The sequence below is a fragment of the Alishewanella jeotgali KCTC 22429 genome (assembly GCF_000245735.1).
In the GTDB taxonomy this organism is placed as follows: Bacteria; Pseudomonadota; Gammaproteobacteria; order Enterobacterales; family Alteromonadaceae; genus Alishewanella; species Alishewanella jeotgali.
Genome location: NZ_AHTH01000043.1, coordinates 13,565 through 31,615 on the forward strand (window position 1 = coordinate 13,565; position 18,051 = coordinate 31,615).

General features: G+C 51.9%; 15 protein-coding genes and 1 pseudogene. 15 read left to right on the forward strand and 1 reads right to left on the reverse strand.

Going from position 1 to position 18,051, the window contains the following annotated elements:
- The first annotated feature begins 115 nt into the window (after positions 1-115).
- The 15 genes from tsaE to AJE_RS12860 all read left to right on the forward strand — a co-directional run bounded on the left by tsaE (position 116) and on the right by AJE_RS12860 (position 17,441).
- Entirely contained in the window at positions 116-589 is a 474-nt protein-coding gene (tsaE, locus tag AJE_RS12790; RefSeq protein ID WP_008951216.1) for a tRNA (adenosine(37)-N6)-threonylcarbamoyltransferase complex ATPase subunit type 1 TsaE, read from the forward strand.
- Positions 576-1,961, forward strand: a complete 1,386-nt coding sequence (locus tag AJE_RS12795; RefSeq protein ID WP_008951217.1) for an N-acetylmuramoyl-L-alanine amidase — start codon at positions 576-578, stop codon at positions 1,959-1,961. Before tsaE ends, AJE_RS12795 begins: the two co-directional genes overlap by 14 nt.
- Before the next feature lies 1 nt (position 1,962).
- Positions 1,963-3,702, forward strand: a complete 1,740-nt coding sequence (gene mutL, locus AJE_RS12800) for a DNA mismatch repair endonuclease MutL (protein ID WP_008951218.1) — start codon at positions 1,963-1,965, stop codon at positions 3,700-3,702.
- Positions 3,692-4,621, forward strand: a complete 930-nt coding sequence (gene miaA / locus AJE_RS12805) for a tRNA (adenosine(37)-N6)-dimethylallyltransferase MiaA (protein WP_008951219.1) — start codon at positions 3,692-3,694, stop codon at positions 4,619-4,621. The genes mutL and miaA overlap by 11 nt, the downstream gene beginning before the upstream one ends.
- Before the next feature lie 90 nt (positions 4,622-4,711).
- Positions 4,712-4,969 carry an RNA chaperone Hfq gene (gene hfq / locus AJE_RS12810; protein WP_008607089.1) on the forward strand — a complete coding sequence of 86 codons (258 nt, stop codon included), beginning with the start codon at positions 4,712-4,714 and terminating at the stop codon, positions 4,967-4,969.
- Between the two features lie 18 nt (positions 4,970-4,987).
- Positions 4,988-6,280: a ribosome rescue GTPase HflX gene (gene hflX, locus AJE_RS12815; RefSeq protein WP_008951220.1), complete on the forward strand. Its 1,293-nt coding sequence runs from the start codon at positions 4,988-4,990 to the stop codon at positions 6,278-6,280.
- 41 nt (positions 6,281-6,321) lie between these two features.
- Positions 6,322-7,461 carry an FtsH protease activity modulator HflK gene (gene hflK, locus AJE_RS12820; RefSeq protein WP_008951221.1) on the forward strand — a complete coding sequence of 380 codons (1,140 nt, stop codon included), beginning with the start codon at positions 6,322-6,324 and terminating at the stop codon, positions 7,459-7,461.
- A gap of 6 nt (positions 7,462-7,467) precedes the next feature.
- Positions 7,468-8,349: a protease modulator HflC gene (hflC, locus tag AJE_RS12825; protein ID WP_008951222.1), complete on the forward strand. Its 882-nt coding sequence runs from the start codon at positions 7,468-7,470 to the stop codon at positions 8,347-8,349.
- Positions 8,350-8,424: 75 nt separating this feature from the next.
- On the forward strand, positions 8,425-9,588 hold the full coding sequence (locus AJE_RS12830) for an aminotransferase class V-fold PLP-dependent enzyme (RefSeq protein WP_008607097.1): 1,164 nt from the start codon (positions 8,425-8,427) through the stop codon (positions 9,586-9,588).
- A gap of 115 nt (positions 9,589-9,703) precedes the next feature.
- Entirely contained in the window at positions 9,704-11,002 is a 1,299-nt protein-coding gene (locus AJE_RS12835) for an adenylosuccinate synthase (protein WP_008951223.1), read from the forward strand.
- Between the two features lie 169 nt (positions 11,003-11,171).
- Positions 11,172-12,506 carry a S41 family peptidase gene (locus AJE_RS12840; protein WP_008951224.1) on the forward strand — a complete coding sequence of 445 codons (1,335 nt, stop codon included), beginning with the start codon at positions 11,172-11,174 and terminating at the stop codon, positions 12,504-12,506.
- Between the two features lie 60 nt (positions 12,507-12,566).
- The gene (locus AJE_RS12845; RefSeq protein ID WP_008951225.1) at positions 12,567-13,187 is read left to right on the forward strand and encodes a tetratricopeptide repeat protein; all 621 of its coding nucleotides are present in this window, start codon (positions 12,567-12,569) and stop codon (positions 13,185-13,187) included.
- A 67-nt stretch (positions 13,188-13,254) separates the two neighbouring features.
- Entirely contained in the window at positions 13,255-15,627 is a 2,373-nt protein-coding gene (gene rnr / locus AJE_RS12850; protein ID WP_008951226.1) for a ribonuclease R, read from the forward strand.
- A gap of 32 nt (positions 15,628-15,659) precedes the next feature.
- Positions 15,660-16,391 (forward strand): 23S rRNA (guanosine(2251)-2'-O)-methyltransferase RlmB, encoded by a 732-nt coding sequence (rlmB, locus tag AJE_RS12855; RefSeq protein ID WP_008951227.1) that lies wholly within the window; start codon positions 15,660-15,662, stop codon positions 16,389-16,391.
- 396 nt (positions 16,392-16,787) lie between these two features.
- The gene (locus AJE_RS12860) at positions 16,788-17,441 is read left to right on the forward strand and encodes a peptidase S41 (RefSeq protein WP_008951228.1); all 654 of its coding nucleotides are present in this window, start codon (positions 16,788-16,790) and stop codon (positions 17,439-17,441) included.
- On the opposite strand, the pseudogene AJE_RS12865 reads toward AJE_RS12860, so the two are convergent.
- A pseudogene (locus AJE_RS12865) lies at positions 17,409-18,051 on the reverse strand (IS630 family transposase); the annotation flags it as partial. The gene AJE_RS12860 and the pseudogene AJE_RS12865 overlap by 33 nt on opposite strands.

Consider the following 18,051-nt stretch of genomic DNA (forward strand, 5'->3'; position numbering starts at 1 on the left):
GCGCCACAAAGTGCCGTCGAAGCGGGAGATTTAAGCGGTTTTTCTGGCTCAGGGCGCGCCACCTTTGTTACCATAGCAAGCGAATTGTCTGGTTACTGTGGTCAGGAGTATTAGCGTGTCGTCTTATGTGGTGCAACTTCCGTCGGAACAGGCTACGCTGGCGTTTGCGGCTAAATTAGCGGCACAGCTACAGGGCGGTATGGTCGTGTTTTTACAAGGTTCTCTCGGAGCCGGAAAAACCACCTTCTGCCGTGGCCTGATCCAGGCGTTGGGGCATCAGGGTGCAGTCAAAAGCCCAACCTATACGCTGGTTGAACCCTATCAGTTGGCTGACTTACAGGTATATCACTTTGATTTATATCGGCTGCATGATGCGGAAGAACTGGAATTTATGGGCATCCGCGATTACTTTAATCAACAGAGCCTGTGTTTAATTGAGTGGCCGGAGCGCGGTGAGGGGTTTTTGCCGCTACCGGATTTGCGGATTCAGCTGACTCAACAGGGAGAGTTGCGCATCTTGCAGTTAACGGCGGCGAGTCAGCCTGGCAGTAAAATAATAACGATATTGACGGATAATGAGAAAAACTAACGCGCTGTCACTGCTATGCCTGTGGTTACTGTGTCTGCTGGCTTTACCGGCGGCACAGGCCAGTAGCCAGGTGCAGAATGTTCGGATCTCGCCGACGGTAGACAATACCCGGGTGGTGTTTGATCTGGCTTCGGCCCCGGACTTTAAATATTTTACGCTGGATAATCCCGACCGGCTGGTCATCGATTTGAGTAATGTCCGCGGCAATACTAACCTACCGGCCAGTCAGGGCCAGGCCGATCTTATCCGTGGCATTCGCAGTAGCGGTGGTCAGGGCAAGATGCGGATAGTGCTGGATCTGACGCAGGGCGTAAAACCGAATGTGTTTGCGTTGGCGCCAGCCGCGCCGCATGGCCATCGTCTGGTGGTCGATTTACCGGGTCGCACTGGCAGTGCCGCAGTAGCGGCTAACCCTACTACCACAACGCCACCGGCCAGCACTACGGCTACGTCCTCTGCGGGAAACCGAACACCACAGCCTGTGCCGCCAGCCAGTATCAGAGCGGCGCGCGATATTGTGATTGCGGTCGATGCCGGTCATGGTGGCACCGATCCCGGCTCTATTGGCCCAGCCGGCACCTTTGAGAAAAATCTGACCTTACCCATTGCCCGCCAACTGGTGGAGCGGATTAACCGCGAACCCGGCATGAAAGCTGCCCTGGTCCGTACCGGCGATTACTTTGTGCCGGTGAATAGCCGTACCGACATTGCCCGGCGCCTGCAGGCTGATTTATTGATTTCCGTGCATGCCGATGCTTTTACTTCGCCACATCCGCGCGGCGCTGCCGTCTGGGTTTTATCACTGCGTCGCGCTACCTCAGAAGTGGGCCGGATGTTGGAACAAACCGAGCGTCACGGTGAACTGTTAGGTGGCGTGGCCGAGGTGATTAAAGACTCGGCCAATGAACGCTATCTGGCACAAACGGTACTGGACTTGTCGATGAATCATTCGATGGTCACTGCGCATCAGGTGGCGAATCAGGTGTTATCTGAAATGGGTAAAATTACGACCTTGCATAAGCGCGAACCGCAGGCCGCCAGTTTAGGGGTATTACGAGCGCCCGATATTCCATCGATTTTGGTTGAAGTGGGTTTTATTTCCAATCCACAGGAAGAGCGCTTATTACGGACGCCTGGCCATCAGCAAAAACTGGTGCAATCAATTTTTAATGGTGTCCGCCGGCACTTTGAGTTGTCGCCACCGGCAGATTCGTTGTTCGCCCAGCGTCGGGCGAAAGAACACCGTGTTCAGGCTGGCGAATCGCTGTCACTACTGGCGCAACGTTATAATGTGTCGATAGACGAGTTACGCACGCACAATCAGTTACGTTCTGATAGCCTGCGTATCGGTCAGGTGTTACGGATCCCCTGAGATGCCCATTCAATTATTGCCGCCGCAGCTGGCGAACCAGATTGCTGCCGGTGAGGTGGTAGAGCGCCCCGCATCAGTGGTAAAAGAACTGGTAGAGAACAGCCTGGACGCTGGCGCCACGCAAATTGAGCTGGAGATTGAAAAGGGCGGCAGTAAGAAAATTCTGATCCGCGATAACGGCAGCGGTATTGCCGAGCAGGAACTGGTGCTGGCGTTAAGCCGGCATGCGACTAGTAAGATCAGTAGCCTGGCCGATTTGGAGCAAATTTGTAGTCTCGGCTTTCGCGGTGAAGCTCTCGCCAGTATCAGCTCGGTCTCCCGGTTAACTCTGACCTCAAAACCAGCCGCGCAGGATAAAGCCTGGCAAGCCAGTGCTGAAGGCCGTGACATGGCGGTGCAGGTGCGGCCCGCTGCCCATCCGGATGGCACCAGTATCGAAGTGCTTGATCTGTTCTTCAATACCCCGGCCCGGCGGCGTTTTTTACGTAGCGACAAAACTGAATTTAGTCATATCGATGAGCTGATCAAACGCCTGGCACTGAGCAGGTTTGATGTTAGCTGGTCACTTAGCCATAACGGCCAGCAAGTCAGGCGCTTGCCTGCTGCCAGCACGGCCATAGCCAGGCAGAAACGACTGGCCGCACTCTGTGGCCGCCAGTTTGCCGAGCAGGCGCTGTGGATTGAAAACCAATACGATCAGATCCGGTTAAGCGGCTGGATCCTGCCGGCCGCAGCCTGTCAGGGGCAGCCGGCCTGTCAGTACAGTTATGTGAATGGCCGGATGATGCGGGATAAGTTACTGAACCATGCCATCCGGCAGGCCTATGGCGAGCAACTCAGCGCTGAACAGCAACCGGCCTTTGTGCTCTATCTGGAGCTGGATCCGGGCGAAGTCGATGTCAATGTGCATCCGGCGAAACACGAGGTGCGCTTTCATCAGGCGCGGTTGGTGCATGACTTTGTCGTCAGTGCGCTGTCTGATGCTCTGCAACAGCTGGCTGCTGTGACTTTGCCTGCTACCGCAGAGCGTCAAGCTACGCCGGCTGCCGCCTTAACTGAGGTAAATATCAGTCGCTCTGATGCTGCTATCCCTGCTGTCAGGCAGCATAGTATGCCGGGCAGCTCAGGCAATAACGCTTATCCGGAGGCGCGTCGCAGCCCGGCCTGGCCGGTAGCAGAACCGGCCGCCATTCAGACGCAACTGCAGTACCTGGCGATGCCGTTGCCCGAAGCATCAACTAAGGTCGAACAACCCGCTTATCTGCTACTACAAAACCGCTATTTGCTGCGCGTACACCAGCAACAGTTGTGTGTGCAGGATCTGGCTGAGCTGGCTGCCAGCTACTGGCCGCAGCAAACAGAAAGTGCACCCTTATTGTTACCACTTCGGCTGGCGCTAGCGCCGGCTGAGTTACAGCTGCTATTAGCCCAGGCGGACAATTTTACTCAGTTGGGGTTTGATTTGCTGGTACGGGATCAGCAGCTGATTATCCGCGCTGTACCGAAGTGGTTGCGGCATACACCGCTCAGTGACTGGTTTGCACAACTGCTGCAACAAGGGGTGGCAGAGCACGGCTTAGCCAGACAGGTGTTAGAAATACTACTAACAGCCAATGTGCTGCAGGCAGAATTTTTGTTAAACTTATTTTCACAGATTTTGACGACACCACCGGTTAATGCGTGCCAGGTGTCGGCGCAGCAATTATTAGCGCTGAGCGCGGGACGGGCAGATGAACACTGAGTTACCGCTGATCTGTATTATGGGACCCACCGCCTCAGGTAAAACTGCCCTGGCGATCGCCCTGAAACAGCAGTTGCAGCGGGCAGAGCTGATTAGCGTTGACAGTGCGCTGGTTTACCGTGGTATGGACATCGGAACGGCGAAACCGGATGCAACAGAATTGGCGGCGGCACCACATTTTTTATTGGATATCCGCGATCCGGCACAAAGCTATTCTGCGGCAGATTTCCGGCAGGATGCACTGGAGCTGATCGCTGCTATCCGGCAAAGGGGGAATACCCCTATTCTGGTCGGCGGCACCATGCTGTACTTTAAGGCCCTGCTACAAGGTATTTCCAGTTTACCGGCTGCGGATCCTGCGGTTCGGGCGGAACTGGAAGCAGAAGCTGCGGTCAAAGGTTGGCAGGCCATGCATCAGCAATTGGCGCAGCTTGATCCGGTGGCGGCGGCACGGATCCACCCGAATGACCCACAACGGATCAACAGGGCGCTGGAAGTATACCGTCTGACCGGACAATCCCTGACGGCGTTAACGGCGCAGCAGGCAGAGCCACTGCCGTATCAGGTGCGGCAGTTTGCCATAGCTCCGACTGATCGGGCTGAGTTGCACCGGCGTATTGAACAACGCTTTTTGCAGATGTTAGCTCAGGGGTTTGAGCAGGAAGTACGGCAGTTATACCAGCGAGGTGATCTGCATCCGGATTTGCCCTCGATCCGCTGTGTCGGCTACCGTCAGATGTGGGACTATCTGGCTGGCGGCGTGGATTACGACACCATGGTCAGTCAGGGTATCGCCGCCACGCGGCAGCTGGCGAAACGGCAGCTGACCTGGCTGCGTAGCTGGCCGGATTTACACTGGTTAAAAACCGAAGCGCCACTGGCGGAAAACTTGCAAGCTGTCATTTCTTCGCTAAGCTAAAAATGGTGGCAAAAATTTCACGTTTAACAACTTGAAATAAAAAAAATAATACCTATATCAGGCATACTAAATAAAAAAGGAAAGCGTGACATGGCAAAAGGCCAATCATTACAAGACCCATTTTTGAACACCTTAAGACGGGAGCGCATTCCTGTTTCAATTTACTTGGTGAATGGGATTAAATTGCAGGGTCAGGTTGAATCTTTCGACCAATTCGTCATTCTGCTGAAAAATACCGTCAGTCAGATGGTATACAAGCACGCCATTTCTACTGTTGTACCTGCCCGGGCGGTTAATACCATGACCAGCCAGAGCGGTGCTGCCGATGAAAGCGAGGATCTCGAATAATTAGCGGGGTAACAGCGCTTGTTTGAACTGGCTGAGCCGGCTGAGCAAGCCGTACTGGTACACGTTAATTTCCCGCAGGAACAGTCTACCGAAGATCTGCAGGAGCTACGCATGTTAGTAGCTTCTGCGGGTGTTGCTGTGCTGGGCGAATTAAGCTGTAGTCGTCAGGCGCCGGACGCGAAATTATTTATCGGTACCGGTAAGGCCGCTGAACTGGCGGCACTGGTCACTGATACTGCTGCTTCGGTCGTGATCTTCAATAACGAGCTGAGCCCCAGTCAAACCCGCAACTTAGAGCGGCTGTGTCAGGTGCGGGTCATAGATCGCACCAGCCTGATCCTGGATATTTTTGCCCAGCGCGCCCGCACCTATGAAGGGAAATTGCAGGTCGAGCTGGCACAGCTGCAACATCTGGCTTCGCGACTGATCCGTGGCTTTGACAACGAGCGGCAGAAAGGCGGTATTGGTTTACGTGGTCCGGGTGAAACCCGGCTGGAAACCGACCGGCGCTTGCTGCGGGAAAGGGTTAAGGCGTTAAAGGCCCGGCTGGAAAAGCTTGGCCGCCAGCGCGAGCAAGGCCGCCGCGCCAGACAACGCTCCGAACAACCGGTCATTTCTATCGTCGGTTATACCAATGCCGGCAAATCCAGTTTATTTAACCGTCTGACCCGGGCTGAGGTCTATGCCGCAGATCAGCTGTTTGCGACCCTTGATCCTACGCTACGCCAAATCAGCTTGCCGCAGTTTGGCGAAGCCATACTCGCGGATACTGTCGGCTTTATCCGGCATTTACCGCATGATCTGGTGGCGGCCTTTAAATCGACGTTACAGGAAACCCGCGATGCTGATCTCCAGCTGCATGTGATCGATGCCGCGGATCCGAGGCGGGACGAGAATATGCGGCAGGTACAGCTGGTGTTAACCGAAATTGACGCTGCTGAGGTACCGCAGTTGCTCGTGTTCAACAAAATTGACCAGTTAGCACAACAGCCCCGTATAGAGTACAACGAACAGGGGCTGCCGGCGGCTGTTTGGTTGTCGGCGTTAACTGGTGCCGGTCTGGATTTATTGCAACAGGCGTTAATTGAACGCTTATCGCAGCAGTATTTGCATCTGCAGTTGTGTTTACCGCCGCATTATAGCCAACTGCGGGCGCAGCTGTTCGCACTGCAGGCAGTACAACACGAACAGTATTTAGAAGACGGCAGTTATCAGCTACAGCTGAAACTGGCGGCAGCACAATGGGCCAGATTGCTAAAGCAGTACGGGCAGCCGCTGGAAAACTATATCGTCAGGCCGCCAGTTTTTTGATACATTAACCTTTGACAGTAACTTTATAAGTGGAGTTAAGCATGGCTTGGAATGAGCCGGGCAATAACGGCAAGAATAACGATCCCTGGAAGCAAGGGGGTCGGGATCAAGGCCCGCCCGATTTAGATGAAGTATTCCGCAATTTCGGTAAGAAATTTGGTGGTATCTTTGGTGGCAAAGGCGACAACTCTGGTGGCGGCGCGTCAGCACTCTTTACCGTAGTGCTGGTGGTGGCGTTATTAATCTGGGGTTTAAGCGGCTTTTATACCATTAAAGATGCGGAACGCGGCGTGATTCTGCGCTTCGGACAATACCATACTGAAGTTGGTGCAGGTATCCACTGGAAGCCAACCTTTATCGACACTGTTACACCGGTCAATACCCAGGAAGTTCGCTCACTGCGGACCGATGGCTTTATGTTGACGCAGGATCAGAACCTGGTCCGGGTGACTTTCGAAATTCAGTACCGGATTTTCAATGCCCGCCAATACTTGTTCTCAGTGGTCGATGCTGACCGTAGCTTGCGTGAAGCTACTGACGCCGCATTGCGCTTTGTTATCGGTCATTCGATTATGGATGATGTGTTAACCCGCGGTCGTGAAGTGGTACGGCAAAATACCCGTCAGGAACTGGAAAGCATTATTCAGCCTTATAATATGGGCTTGGTGCTGGTTGACGTTAACTTCCGTGACGCCCGTCCGCCGGAAGAAGTCCGTGACGCCTTTGACGATGCAATCAAAGCCCAGGAAGATCAGGAGCGCTTTGTCCAGGAAGCGACCGCCTATGCCCGTGAAGTGGAACCGCGTGCCCGTGGTCAGGTTAACCGCGTGATGCAGGAAGCTGAAGCCTACAAGCAACAAATCGTGCTGAAAGCACAGGGTGAAGTTGCCCGCTTCGAGCAGTTATTACCGCAGTATCTGGCTGCACCTCAGGTAACCCGTGACCGGATGTATCTGGAGACGATGGAATATGTCTACAGCAATACTTCAAAAATTCTGGTTGATGTGAAAAATAGCAACAACCTGATGTACTTACCTTTAGAGCAATTGATGAAAGGTACGGCAGCTGGCCAGAACACTCAGGGGGTAACCCCGGTCAGACCGAATCTGGACAGTGGCAATACGCCAATGCAACCGGCACCGGTGCGTAGCTCAACACCCCGTACCGGCAGTGGGAGGTAATAACAGATGAAAAACTTTATTATTGCAATTTTGGTGGTTGTGGCATTAGTCGTGGTATCTGCCATCTTTGTGGTGCCGGAAGGCCAGCGCGCCATTGTTACTCAGTTTGGTAAAATTCAGCGTGATGCAGAAAACCGGGTGTTAGTTTATGAACCAGGTTTACATTTTAAGTTACCGCTGATCCAGGAAGTCCGTAAGCTGGACGCCCGGGTACAAACTCTGGATGACCAGGCTGACCGCTTTGTGACCGCAGAGAAAAAGGACCTGTTAGTTGACAGCTATGTCAAATGGCGGATCAAAGACTTTGGTGCCTTCTTTCTGTCAACCGGCGGCATTAAGTCGCAAGCTGAAGTGCTGTTAAAGCAGTATATCAACAACGGTCTGCGGACTGAGTTCGGTGCCCGTACTATTCAGGAAATTGTTTCCGGTGAGCGTACCCAGTTGATGCAAAGTGCACTGTCGCAAGCGGCGCTGGCGGCCAATGAGCTGGGGATTGAAGTGATTGACGTGCGGGTGAAACAAATCAACCTGCCAACCGAAATCAGCGACTCTATCTTTGCCCGGATGCGCGCCGAGCGTAAGGCGGTAGCCGATGAGCATCGTGCCCGTGGTCGAGAGCAAGCGGAAATTATCCGTGCCGATGTTGATGCCCGTGTTACCGTTATGCTGGCGGACGCTGAGCGGAACTCTCGTACCGTGCGCGGTGAAGGCGATGCTACCGCGGCCCGGGTTTATGCGGAAATGTTTAACAAGAATGCGGAGTTTTACAGCTTTGTCCGCAGTCTGGAAGCTTACCGTAACAGCTTTAATTCGAAGAACGATGTGCTGATTGTGCAGCCGGATAATGACTTCTTCAAATTTATGCGTTCGGAAAAAGGTCGCAATTAACTCAGTTTAGCTTGCATTGAAAAAGGCCCGTCAGGGCCTTTTTCTTCCGTATAAAATCGCTGGCGGGGAGGCGCTATGTACCAGCAGTTTTATCAGAAATTCTTAACCGCTAATGCCGGTAAGCAGCACTTTGCCTGTCACTCGCATCATTATTGGCCGGACGTTACCCGCGAGGCTCAGTTGGCATACTGGGATGACAGTGCCCGGCTGGTCGATGATAAGTGGCAATATATTTTCGGCCAGAAAGTGCCGCAAACTCAGCAGCTGATTGCGGATATCCTGAATCTGCCCTTGCCGGAGCAGTTGGTATTCGCCCCCAATACCCATGAACTGGTGATGCGGTTGCTAAGCTGTTTTGACTGGCAGCAACCATTAAAAGTCTTGACGACGGACAGCGAGTTTTACAGTTTTCAACGGCAGATCAAACGTCTGGCAGAATTAGCCAACGTTGAAGTGGTACAGATCCCGACTGAACCTTTTGCCAGCTTTACCGAACGTTTTACCGCAGCTGCCGCCCAGGCTGAGTACCAACTGATTTTCTGTAGCCAGGTATTTTTTAACTCTGGTTATGCCATCGCCGATCTGCCAGCCTTCGTCAAAGGTTTGGCTGCGGTCAGTCAGGCGATGCTGGTGATCGACGGTTATCATGGTTTTATGGCCCTGCCTACCGATTTGTCTGAGATTGCGGAGCGGATTTTCTATCTGGCAGGCAGTTATAAGTATGCGCAAGGCGGCGAAGGCTGCTGCTTTATGGCGGTGCCGGCCGGCAGTGAGCAGCGTCCGCTTTACACCGGCTGGTTTGCCGAGTTTGGCACTTTGGCCGCACAAAAATCGGCCCTGGTGTTATACAGTGAGGATGGTTACCGTTTTGCCGGTGCAACTTTGGATTTTAGTGCGCTATACCGCTTGGAAGCGGCCTTGTTGTTGTTTAAGCAGCAGGGTATTACGGTCGGGCGCATCCATCAGTATGTGCAGCAGTTGCAGCAGCACTTCCTGACCTTGCTGGACGAACTGGCGCATCCGCAGCTTAATCAACAGCAGTTATTGCTGCATGATGCCAGCTGTCATGGCCACTTTTTTACCTTCAGGCTGGGCAGTGCCAGTCAGGTTGCCGAGCTGGCTGCCTATCTGAAACAGCATGGTATTGAGACCGATTATCGCGGCGATCGGCTACGCTTTGGTTTTGCCCTTTATCAGAACGCTGACCAGTTTGATTTGTCGTGTCTTAAATCCTTATAAATCAATGAACTGACCAGGCCGTGAAAATTCACGGCCTTTTTTTCGTCTGGACGGCTGAAACTTGGCCGGGCTTTTGTTAAAATCCACGCCTAATTTTTTCCGTGATGTGGGAACCATGGCTAAGAACGTCGTTGTGCTCGGCACCCAATGGGGTGACGAAGGTAAAGGTAAGATTGTTGACTTATTAACCGATAAAGCCAGCTATGTGGTGCGCTATCAGGGCGGCCATAATGCCGGGCATACGTTGGTAATCAATGGTGAGAAAACGGTATTGCACCTGATCCCGTCAGGCATTTTACGTGACAATGTAAAATGTGTGATTGGTAACGGCGTAGTACTGTCACCAGAAGCCTTCCTGAAAGAAATGACCATGCTGGAACAGCGTGGCGTACCGGTGAAAGAGCGGTTACTGGTGAGCGAAGCCTGTCCGTTAATTCTGCCTTTCCATGTTGCACTGGATGTTGCCCGTGAAAAAGCCCGTGGCGATAAGCCAATCGGCACCACGGGTCGCGGTATCGGCCCGGCTTATGAAGATAAGGTTGCGCGTCGTGGTTTACGCGTTGGCGATCTGTTTAATCCGGAGCTGTTTGCTGAAAAGCTGAAAACCGTAATGGACTTACACAACTTTACGCTGACTCAGTACTACAAAGTTGATGCCATTGATTATCAGAGCACGCTGGATAATGCGCTGGCGATGGCTGATTTACTGAAATCTCTGGTGGTTGACGTCACTGAGCTGTTGGATCAGGCACGCAAGAACGGCCAGCGTATTATGTTTGAAGGTGCTCAGGGTACCTTGCTGGATATCGACCACGGCACTTACCCCTATGTGACCTCTTCAAACACTACTGCAGGTGGTGTGGCGACCGGTTGTGGTTTTGGCCCGCGTTATCTGGATTATGTCCTGGGTATCGTTAAAGCCTACACTACCCGTGTTGGTTCAGGTCCGTTCCCAACCGAGCTGGATTGTGCTGTCGGTGAACACCTGGGCGTGAAGGGCCATGAATTTGGCGCCACCACTGGCCGTAAACGCCGCTGTGGTTGGTTTGACGCTGTGGCGGTGCGCCGTGCGGTGCAGCTGAACAGTATCTCTGGTTTCTGTCTAACTAAGCTGGATGTACTGGATGGTCTGGAAACAGTAAAAATCTGTACCGGTTACCGTCAACCTGATGGCTCAGTACTGCAAACTCCGCCGCTGGCAGCAGAAGGCTTTGAACTGGTGCAGCCGGTATATGAAGAAATGCCAGGCTGGAGTGAAAGTACTTTCGGCATCCAACAGCTGGAGCAGCTGCCACAGGCTGCGCGCAACTATATTAAGCGGTTGGAAGAAGTGACCGGTGTACCTATTGATATCGTTTCTACCGGACCAGATCGGGTACAAACCATAGTGCTGACCCATCCGTTTGCGGAATAAGCATCGGATTTGTAAGAAAACGCTGCCATTGAGCAGCGTTTTTTTTAGGCGAGATCCGCATAAATTTCGATCCTATAATCAAAAAAGTGCATATTTAGACAATACTTTTGGGATTGACATAATGCTTGCTAACCAGCTGGTCTAAGCAACGATTGGTCGGAGATTGGTGATGAGAGTATTCAGTATATTGCTACTTTGCTTGCCGCTACTGACGGCCTGTGGTGGCTCAGACAAACCTGCGATAGCTGAAGGCAATGCCGTGCTCTGCCAGCAAACCAGTTTAAACGCTCGAATTGGCTGTGAACTGAGTAGAAATTATCTTTGGTATCGGGAAATGACCAATGTTGCTCCAGAGAGTATTACAAGTGCAACCGATTACTTCCATGCCAGCCTTTCTCCCCGCGATAACTTTAGTTTTATTTTGACGGAGCAAGAGTATCAGGACAGATTTATTAACGCCGCTTACTATGGTTTTGGTTTCGCCTCGCAACGCACTGATAATTCGTCTGCTTTACAAGTGCTCTACGTGTATCAGCAGAGTTCCGCTGCTGAGCGCGGTCTTAAGCGTGGTGACAAGATCACTGAAATTGAAGGTATCAGTGTAAGCGAATGGCTAAGTGGGCTGGATAGCGGGCGTTATAGTTCTACTGACATCTATGGCCCGAATCAGGCTGGGGTGGTACGAAATTTTGTCTGGAAGCAACCGGACGGCGCTCAGTTACGTGCAGATATGCTAAAAAGTCGCGTTATAACTAACACCGTTTTACACCGGACGGTGCAGCAAATAGCTGATCGCAAGGTTGGATATCTGGTATTTAATAGCTTTATCGAGCTATCAGAGTTAGAGCTTGAACAAAGCTTCCAATTTTTTAGTGAGCAGCAAATCGACGACCTGATTCTTGATCTCAGATATAATAGTGGCGGTTTAATCCGTGTGGCGAATCAACTGAGTTCTCATATTGCTTTTCCTCGGTTACAGGGAAAGATCTTTGTGCGCTACCAATACAACGATAAAAACAGCAGTCGCAATAATACCGTGCTTTTTTCTCCTGGTGCCGGAAGCACTGTGCTGAATTTACCTCGGGTTTTTGTGTTGACAACACCTGGTAGTTGCTCTTCCAGTGAACTGGTTATTAACTCTATGAGTCCTTTTGTTGAGGTAGTACAAATTGGTCAGGCTACCTGTGGTAAACCTGTCGGGCAAATTCCAACGCAGATTGATAATTTCAGGTTATTCGCGATTAATTTTCAGACGCTAAATGCACTGAACTTTGGAGATTATTTTGATGGTTTGCTACCCAGCTGTTCTGTTTCCCCCAGAGTGACTGGTGATTGGGGAGAGCAAAGTGACCCTTTATATGCCGCGGCCTTGGATTATATCCGTCTGGGGCGCTGCCCAAGTGTGACCTCTGCCTCCGCCTCTGCGACAGTCGCAGGAATACTGCGACAACAGGCCGCTTCAGCGCGCAATCTACCAAGTTGGCAGCTGTATAATGAACAGTAGATTGGTGTGATTTTTGCTTGTAACCTACCGGGATTGTCTAATTGATGGTTTTCTGACGCTATGCATACAAAACGCCTACTGATATCCGGGATTCTATTTTTACTCATTGCGCCAGCTCTGGCGCAGGAGTTACGACCAGTCGAGCTGTACACTCAGGACGAGCTGATTAAACTGATCCGTGAGAACAGCCATTTACAGCGGGTCAAAGCCGACGATTGCCAATTAGTGCAGGATATTGAGGCCCGGGCTGAAATTATGAAGCTGCCGTCCTATCAGTTTTTGTTTGGCGATATGCTGGCCTATGGTGTCTGTGTACCGCGCGATGTCGAGCGTGGCTGGGACTTTATGTTGCAGGCGGCATCACAGGGGTTACCTGAGGGCTTAGAGCAAATCGGTCGTTACTATCATCTTGGTCGTTTGGTGCAAAAAGATATGGCTAAAGCCATTGTCTATCTGCGTGAGGCCGCGGCGCTGGGTAATTTAAAGGCACGGATCCGGCTGGCGGAAATTCTGGTCGCCGGGCAGGGCAGTCCGGCTGATTTTGAACAAACTTATCGTTGGTTGCATCATAGCATTACCGCTGATCAGGCAACTCATGCTAAAATTAACCGCCTAAAAAAACAGCTGGCAGACAAGATGCCAGCACGGGTAGTGGCGAATGCCGAACGCCCTGTAAAATGAAATTCATCTCATTTTCTCTGCGGGGTGTTACACTGAATAGTACCAAAAGGAAACAAAAGTTTAATTAATGACGGTAAATGATCCGCATCTTGCGCGTGAGCAAGAAAAATACGACAACCCTATCCCCAGCCGCGAGTTTATTCTCGAGCACATCGAAAAACGGCAACAGCCGGCCTACTTTGAAGAACTAGTAAGCGAACTTGGTCTGAATGACGATGAAGCCATTTTTGCGCTGAAAAAGCGCTTGCGTGCTATGGAGCGCGATGGTCAGCTGCTGTTTACCAAAAGTAAGCGCTATGGGTTAGTAGACCATATGGATTTAGTCAAAGGCACGGTGATCGGTCATCGTGAAGGCTTTGGCTTTTTAAAATTAGAACAAGGCGGGCCAGACTGGTATCTGCCCTTTCATGAAATGCAGCGTTTGCTGCCAGGCGATAAGGTACTGGCGACCGCCGCCAGCGTAAAAAGTAAAGATAAGATCGAAGCGCGGGTGGTGCGGGTATTGGAGCCGCGCAGCGAAGCCATTGTCGGCCGCTATTATAAAGACCATGCGCTGTGCGTTGTGGTGCCCGATGATGCGCGGATCTGCCAGGATATTATTGTGCCTGAGGGCGAGCAGGGTGCTGCCCGCCACGGTCAGGTGGTATTAGTAGAAATTACCCAACGGCCATCGAAGCGGGTTAACGCCATGGGGCGGGTCGTCGAAGTACTGGGCGAGCATATGGCGCCCGGGATGGAAATCGAAGTGGCGATCCGAAATCATCAGATCCCGCACGTCTTTTCCGATGCGGTGATTCAGCAGGTCGCGAAATTTGGCGAAGAGGTACCTGCTGCGGCTAAGCAGGGGCGGGTTGATTTAACGCAGCTGCCGCTGGTGACCATCGACGGTGAGGATGCCCGTGATTTTGACGATGCGGTCTATGCTGAAGCGAAGGAAAACGGTGGCTGGAAGCTGTGGGTGGCGATAGCCGACGTCAGTGCTTATGTGCAATTTGGCACGCCCTTGGATCACAGTGCGCTGGAGCGCGGGAATTCGGTGTACTTTCCGGACCATGTGGTTCCTATGTTGCCCGAAGCCTTGTCGAATGGTCTGTGCTCATTAAATCCGCACGTTGACCGCTTATGCTTTGTCGCTGAAATGCATATCAGTGCGCACGGCAAGCTGGAGAGCTATCAGTTTTACGAAGCGGTGATGCATTCAGCGGCGCGCTTTACCTATAACAAGGTGCATGCCATTTTACAGGGTGATCCTAAGCTACGGCAGGAATATGCCGCCCAGCTAACCAACCTGGAAACCCTGTACAGCCTGTATAAAAAACTGGCGAAAGTACGGGCACAGCGCGGTGCCATTGAATTTGAAACCGTGGAAACCCGTTTTATCTTTAACAGCCACCGCAAGATTGAGCAGATTGTGCCGGTGCACCGCAACGAAGCGCATAAGATCATTGAAGAATGTATGATTATGGCCAACGTGGCGGCGGCACGCTTTATTGAGAAGCATGAAGCTCATGCCTTATTCCGCGTACACGAGCGGCCGGATGGCGATCGCTTTGCTAACTTTAAACGCTTTTTAGCTGAGCTGGGTATTGAAGCCAATCTGTCAGATGAACCGACACCGTTGGAGCTGACTGAGGTGCTGGCGCGTTTATCCGATCGTCCCGACCGCGAACTGATTGAAACCACGATGTTGCGCTCGATGAAACAAGCGGTATATCAGGGTGATAATCAGGGACACTTTGGTTTGGCGCTGGAAGCCTATGCCCACTTTACCTCGCCAATTCGCCGCTATCCGGATCTGGTGCTGCACCGGGCCATTAAAGCTATTCTGGCGAAACAAGGTCAGCAGGTTACCGGTCCGAAAGCCTATATTGAAAAAGATATGGCGCCACTCGGTGAGCAGTGCTCGATGACAGAGCGGCGGGCCGATGATGCGACCCGTGAAGTCGCCGACTGGCTAAAATGTGAATATATGCAGGATCACCTGGGCTCAGAGTTTCCTGGGGTGGTGTCAACCGTCACCAATTTCGGGCTCTTTGTCAGACTGAGTGACTTGTATATTGAAGGTTTGGTACATGTCACCTCGCTGCAGAACGACTATTACCGCTTTGATACCGAACGGCAAATTCTGACCGGTGAGCACTCAGGTGTCAGTTACCGGATGGGCGATGCGGTGACCGTGAAAGTGGTGGCGGTAAATCTGGAGGCGCGGAAAATTGATTTGGTGCTGGTTGGCGAAATCCGCACCCAGGTTTCTGGTCGGCAGATTAAAGCCAGTAAAAATGCCGCTTTTGAAGAAAAACTGGCGCGACAAGCTGGCAAAACTGCGCCTGCTAAGGCTGGCAAAGTAACTAAAGCAGGCAAAACAACCAAAGCTGCCAAAGCTCCGGCAGGCAAAAAGCCTGCTGCGCCGAAAGCAAAGAAATCCAAGAGTCGCCGCTAGTACGGCGCTCTGTAATTCACTACAGGTAAGCTATGAGTAATGATCTGGTATTTGGCCTGCACGCGGTCGAAGCCTTATTAAAACGCGCGCCACAGGATGTGCTGGAAATTTTCGCGTTAAAAGACCGCGACGACAAACGGATGCAGCCACTGTTGCAACAAGCGCGGCAACACGGCATTTCGTTGCAATTTTGTAATCGTAAAACCCTGGATGAGATGGTCAGCGGCCAGCATCAGGGTATTGTTGCTAAGGCTCGGTTAAGTAGTAGTGGTAACGAAACCGATTTAGCCGCTATTGTGGAAGCGCACAGTAAGCCTTTGCTGTTAGTTCTGGATGGTGTAACGGATCCGCATAATCTGGGTGCCATTTTGCGTAGCGCGGATGCGGCGGGTGTGCATGCGGTGGTCGCACCGAAAGATCGTTCGGTAAAATTAACTTCAGTAGCACGCAAAGTGGCCTGCGGTGCCGCCGAGTCGGTACCCTTTATCACGGTAACGAATCTGGCGCGTACGTTGCGGCAATTACAGGAAGCCGGTATTTGGGTGGTAGGCACTGCCGGTGAAACTGAGACCTTGGTTTATCAAGCCGATTTAACAGGGCCTTTAGCTCTGGTATTAGGCGCCGAAGGTGAGGGCTTGCGGCGTCTGACCCGGGAAACCTGTGATGCACTGGTAAAGATACCGATGTTTGGCACTGTATCCAGTCTGAATGTCTCTGTTGCGGCAGGGATCTGTTTGTTTGAAGCGGTCCGGCAGCGGCTGTAGCTCATCTGACACCCTAGGGCGTGTTGACGTTTGCTGCTTAGATTTTGTTCACACTGGCGGCACTTTGATCGCGAAACGAGGAGCGCAGTTTAGTTACTCTAAATTAGTGACGAGTGCCAAAGAGCAAAGTGTCGCCAGTGCGAACCCTTCGGGCAGCGTTTGGCTGGCGTTTCTACTGCGTTATCGCTTGTTCATGTAGAATAACTACACATCACAAGCTCTGCCTTGTATAAACACCAGCCAAACAGCTGCAAAAACAAGCAGCAAACGTCAACGCCCTATTTACCCGTACTATACTCAGGGGCACCGGAGTGTGCTTAACTTGCAGCTTAGCGCAGTTTGTGTTAATTTTGCGTAAATTAATGGATGCGCTATAGTTGTGGAAGGAGGTTTAGCATGGGTAAACAGCAGTTTTCTGGACGTTCAGCGTTGTCATTACTGGCGCTGTCGTTGGTTACGCTGTCGTTGACAGCCTGCGGGGGCTCAGGTAGTTCTGGCTCAAGCAGCGTAGGCGGTGGCAGCGGTGGCGGTGGTACCATACCAACAGCGCCGGCCTGGGTTGCAGGACAGTTCCCGGCAGAAAGTACCTTAAAGGATTTTTGCCAGACACCACGCACTGGTACTGATCCTTTTAATAGTAACCGCCCCTATCCGGACCGTGCAGGGACTGCCATGCATGAGAAAATGTGGTTACGCTCCTGGACCAATAATACCTACCTCTGGTACCGCGAGGTCGCAGATCGTGACCCGGCGGCGTTCTCGGTAGCGCAATATTTTAACCTGCTAAAAACTGAGCAGCTGACCGACTCCGGCACGCCAAAAGATAACTTTCATTTCACGGAAAATACCGCTCAGTACCAACAGCAAACGCAATCCGGTGTATCGGCCGGTTATGGTATCCGCTGGTCCTTTGGTCGTAACACTCCACCTCGCCAGCTAACAATCGCTTACACCGAACCCAATTCACCGGCAGCGAATGCCGGTCTGCTTCGTGGTGATAAGTTATACCATTCCATCTTAAAGTTTGTTCAGTATCGCCCAATCTCTTGAGCACATCTTGATCACCCGAGCGGTATCGCTGATAAAGCTGTTCCAGGCTTCGCTACACGCATCCACAATCGCCTCATAGTTTTCAAAACAACGATTCGCTAAATGATGTTGCCGCAGCCAACTCCACACCTGTTCTATCGGATTGAGCTCTGGCGAATACGGTGGCAGTTTTAAAATAGCCAGATTATCAAAATCGTCAGCAATATCATCCGTATGCCAACCCGCGCCATCCATGATCACAACAGCAAATCGGCCTTTTGCTGTTGCAGCAGAGAGCTGCGCTAAGTGCTTTTTCATCATCTCTTTGCTCAGGAACGGGACAATCAGTGCTTCTGTCGCGCCCGTTGCCGGACACACGGCACCAAATAGATGCGCATATTCAAATTGTTGTTGTTTCACTGCGCGGGGACGCGAGCCGGTTTTAGCCCATAAACGGGTAGTCGTATTTTGTTGACCAATTCTCGCTTCATCCTGAAACCACACATCCACATTTTCCAAGCGCACTGTGCCGGGAATGTTAAGGATCGTTTCCAGTTGGAAGTTTTATATATGCGTCCTGGACGCTTTGTTGTTGCTTCGGATGTCGGGAGCGACTGGTGATCCAGCTAAA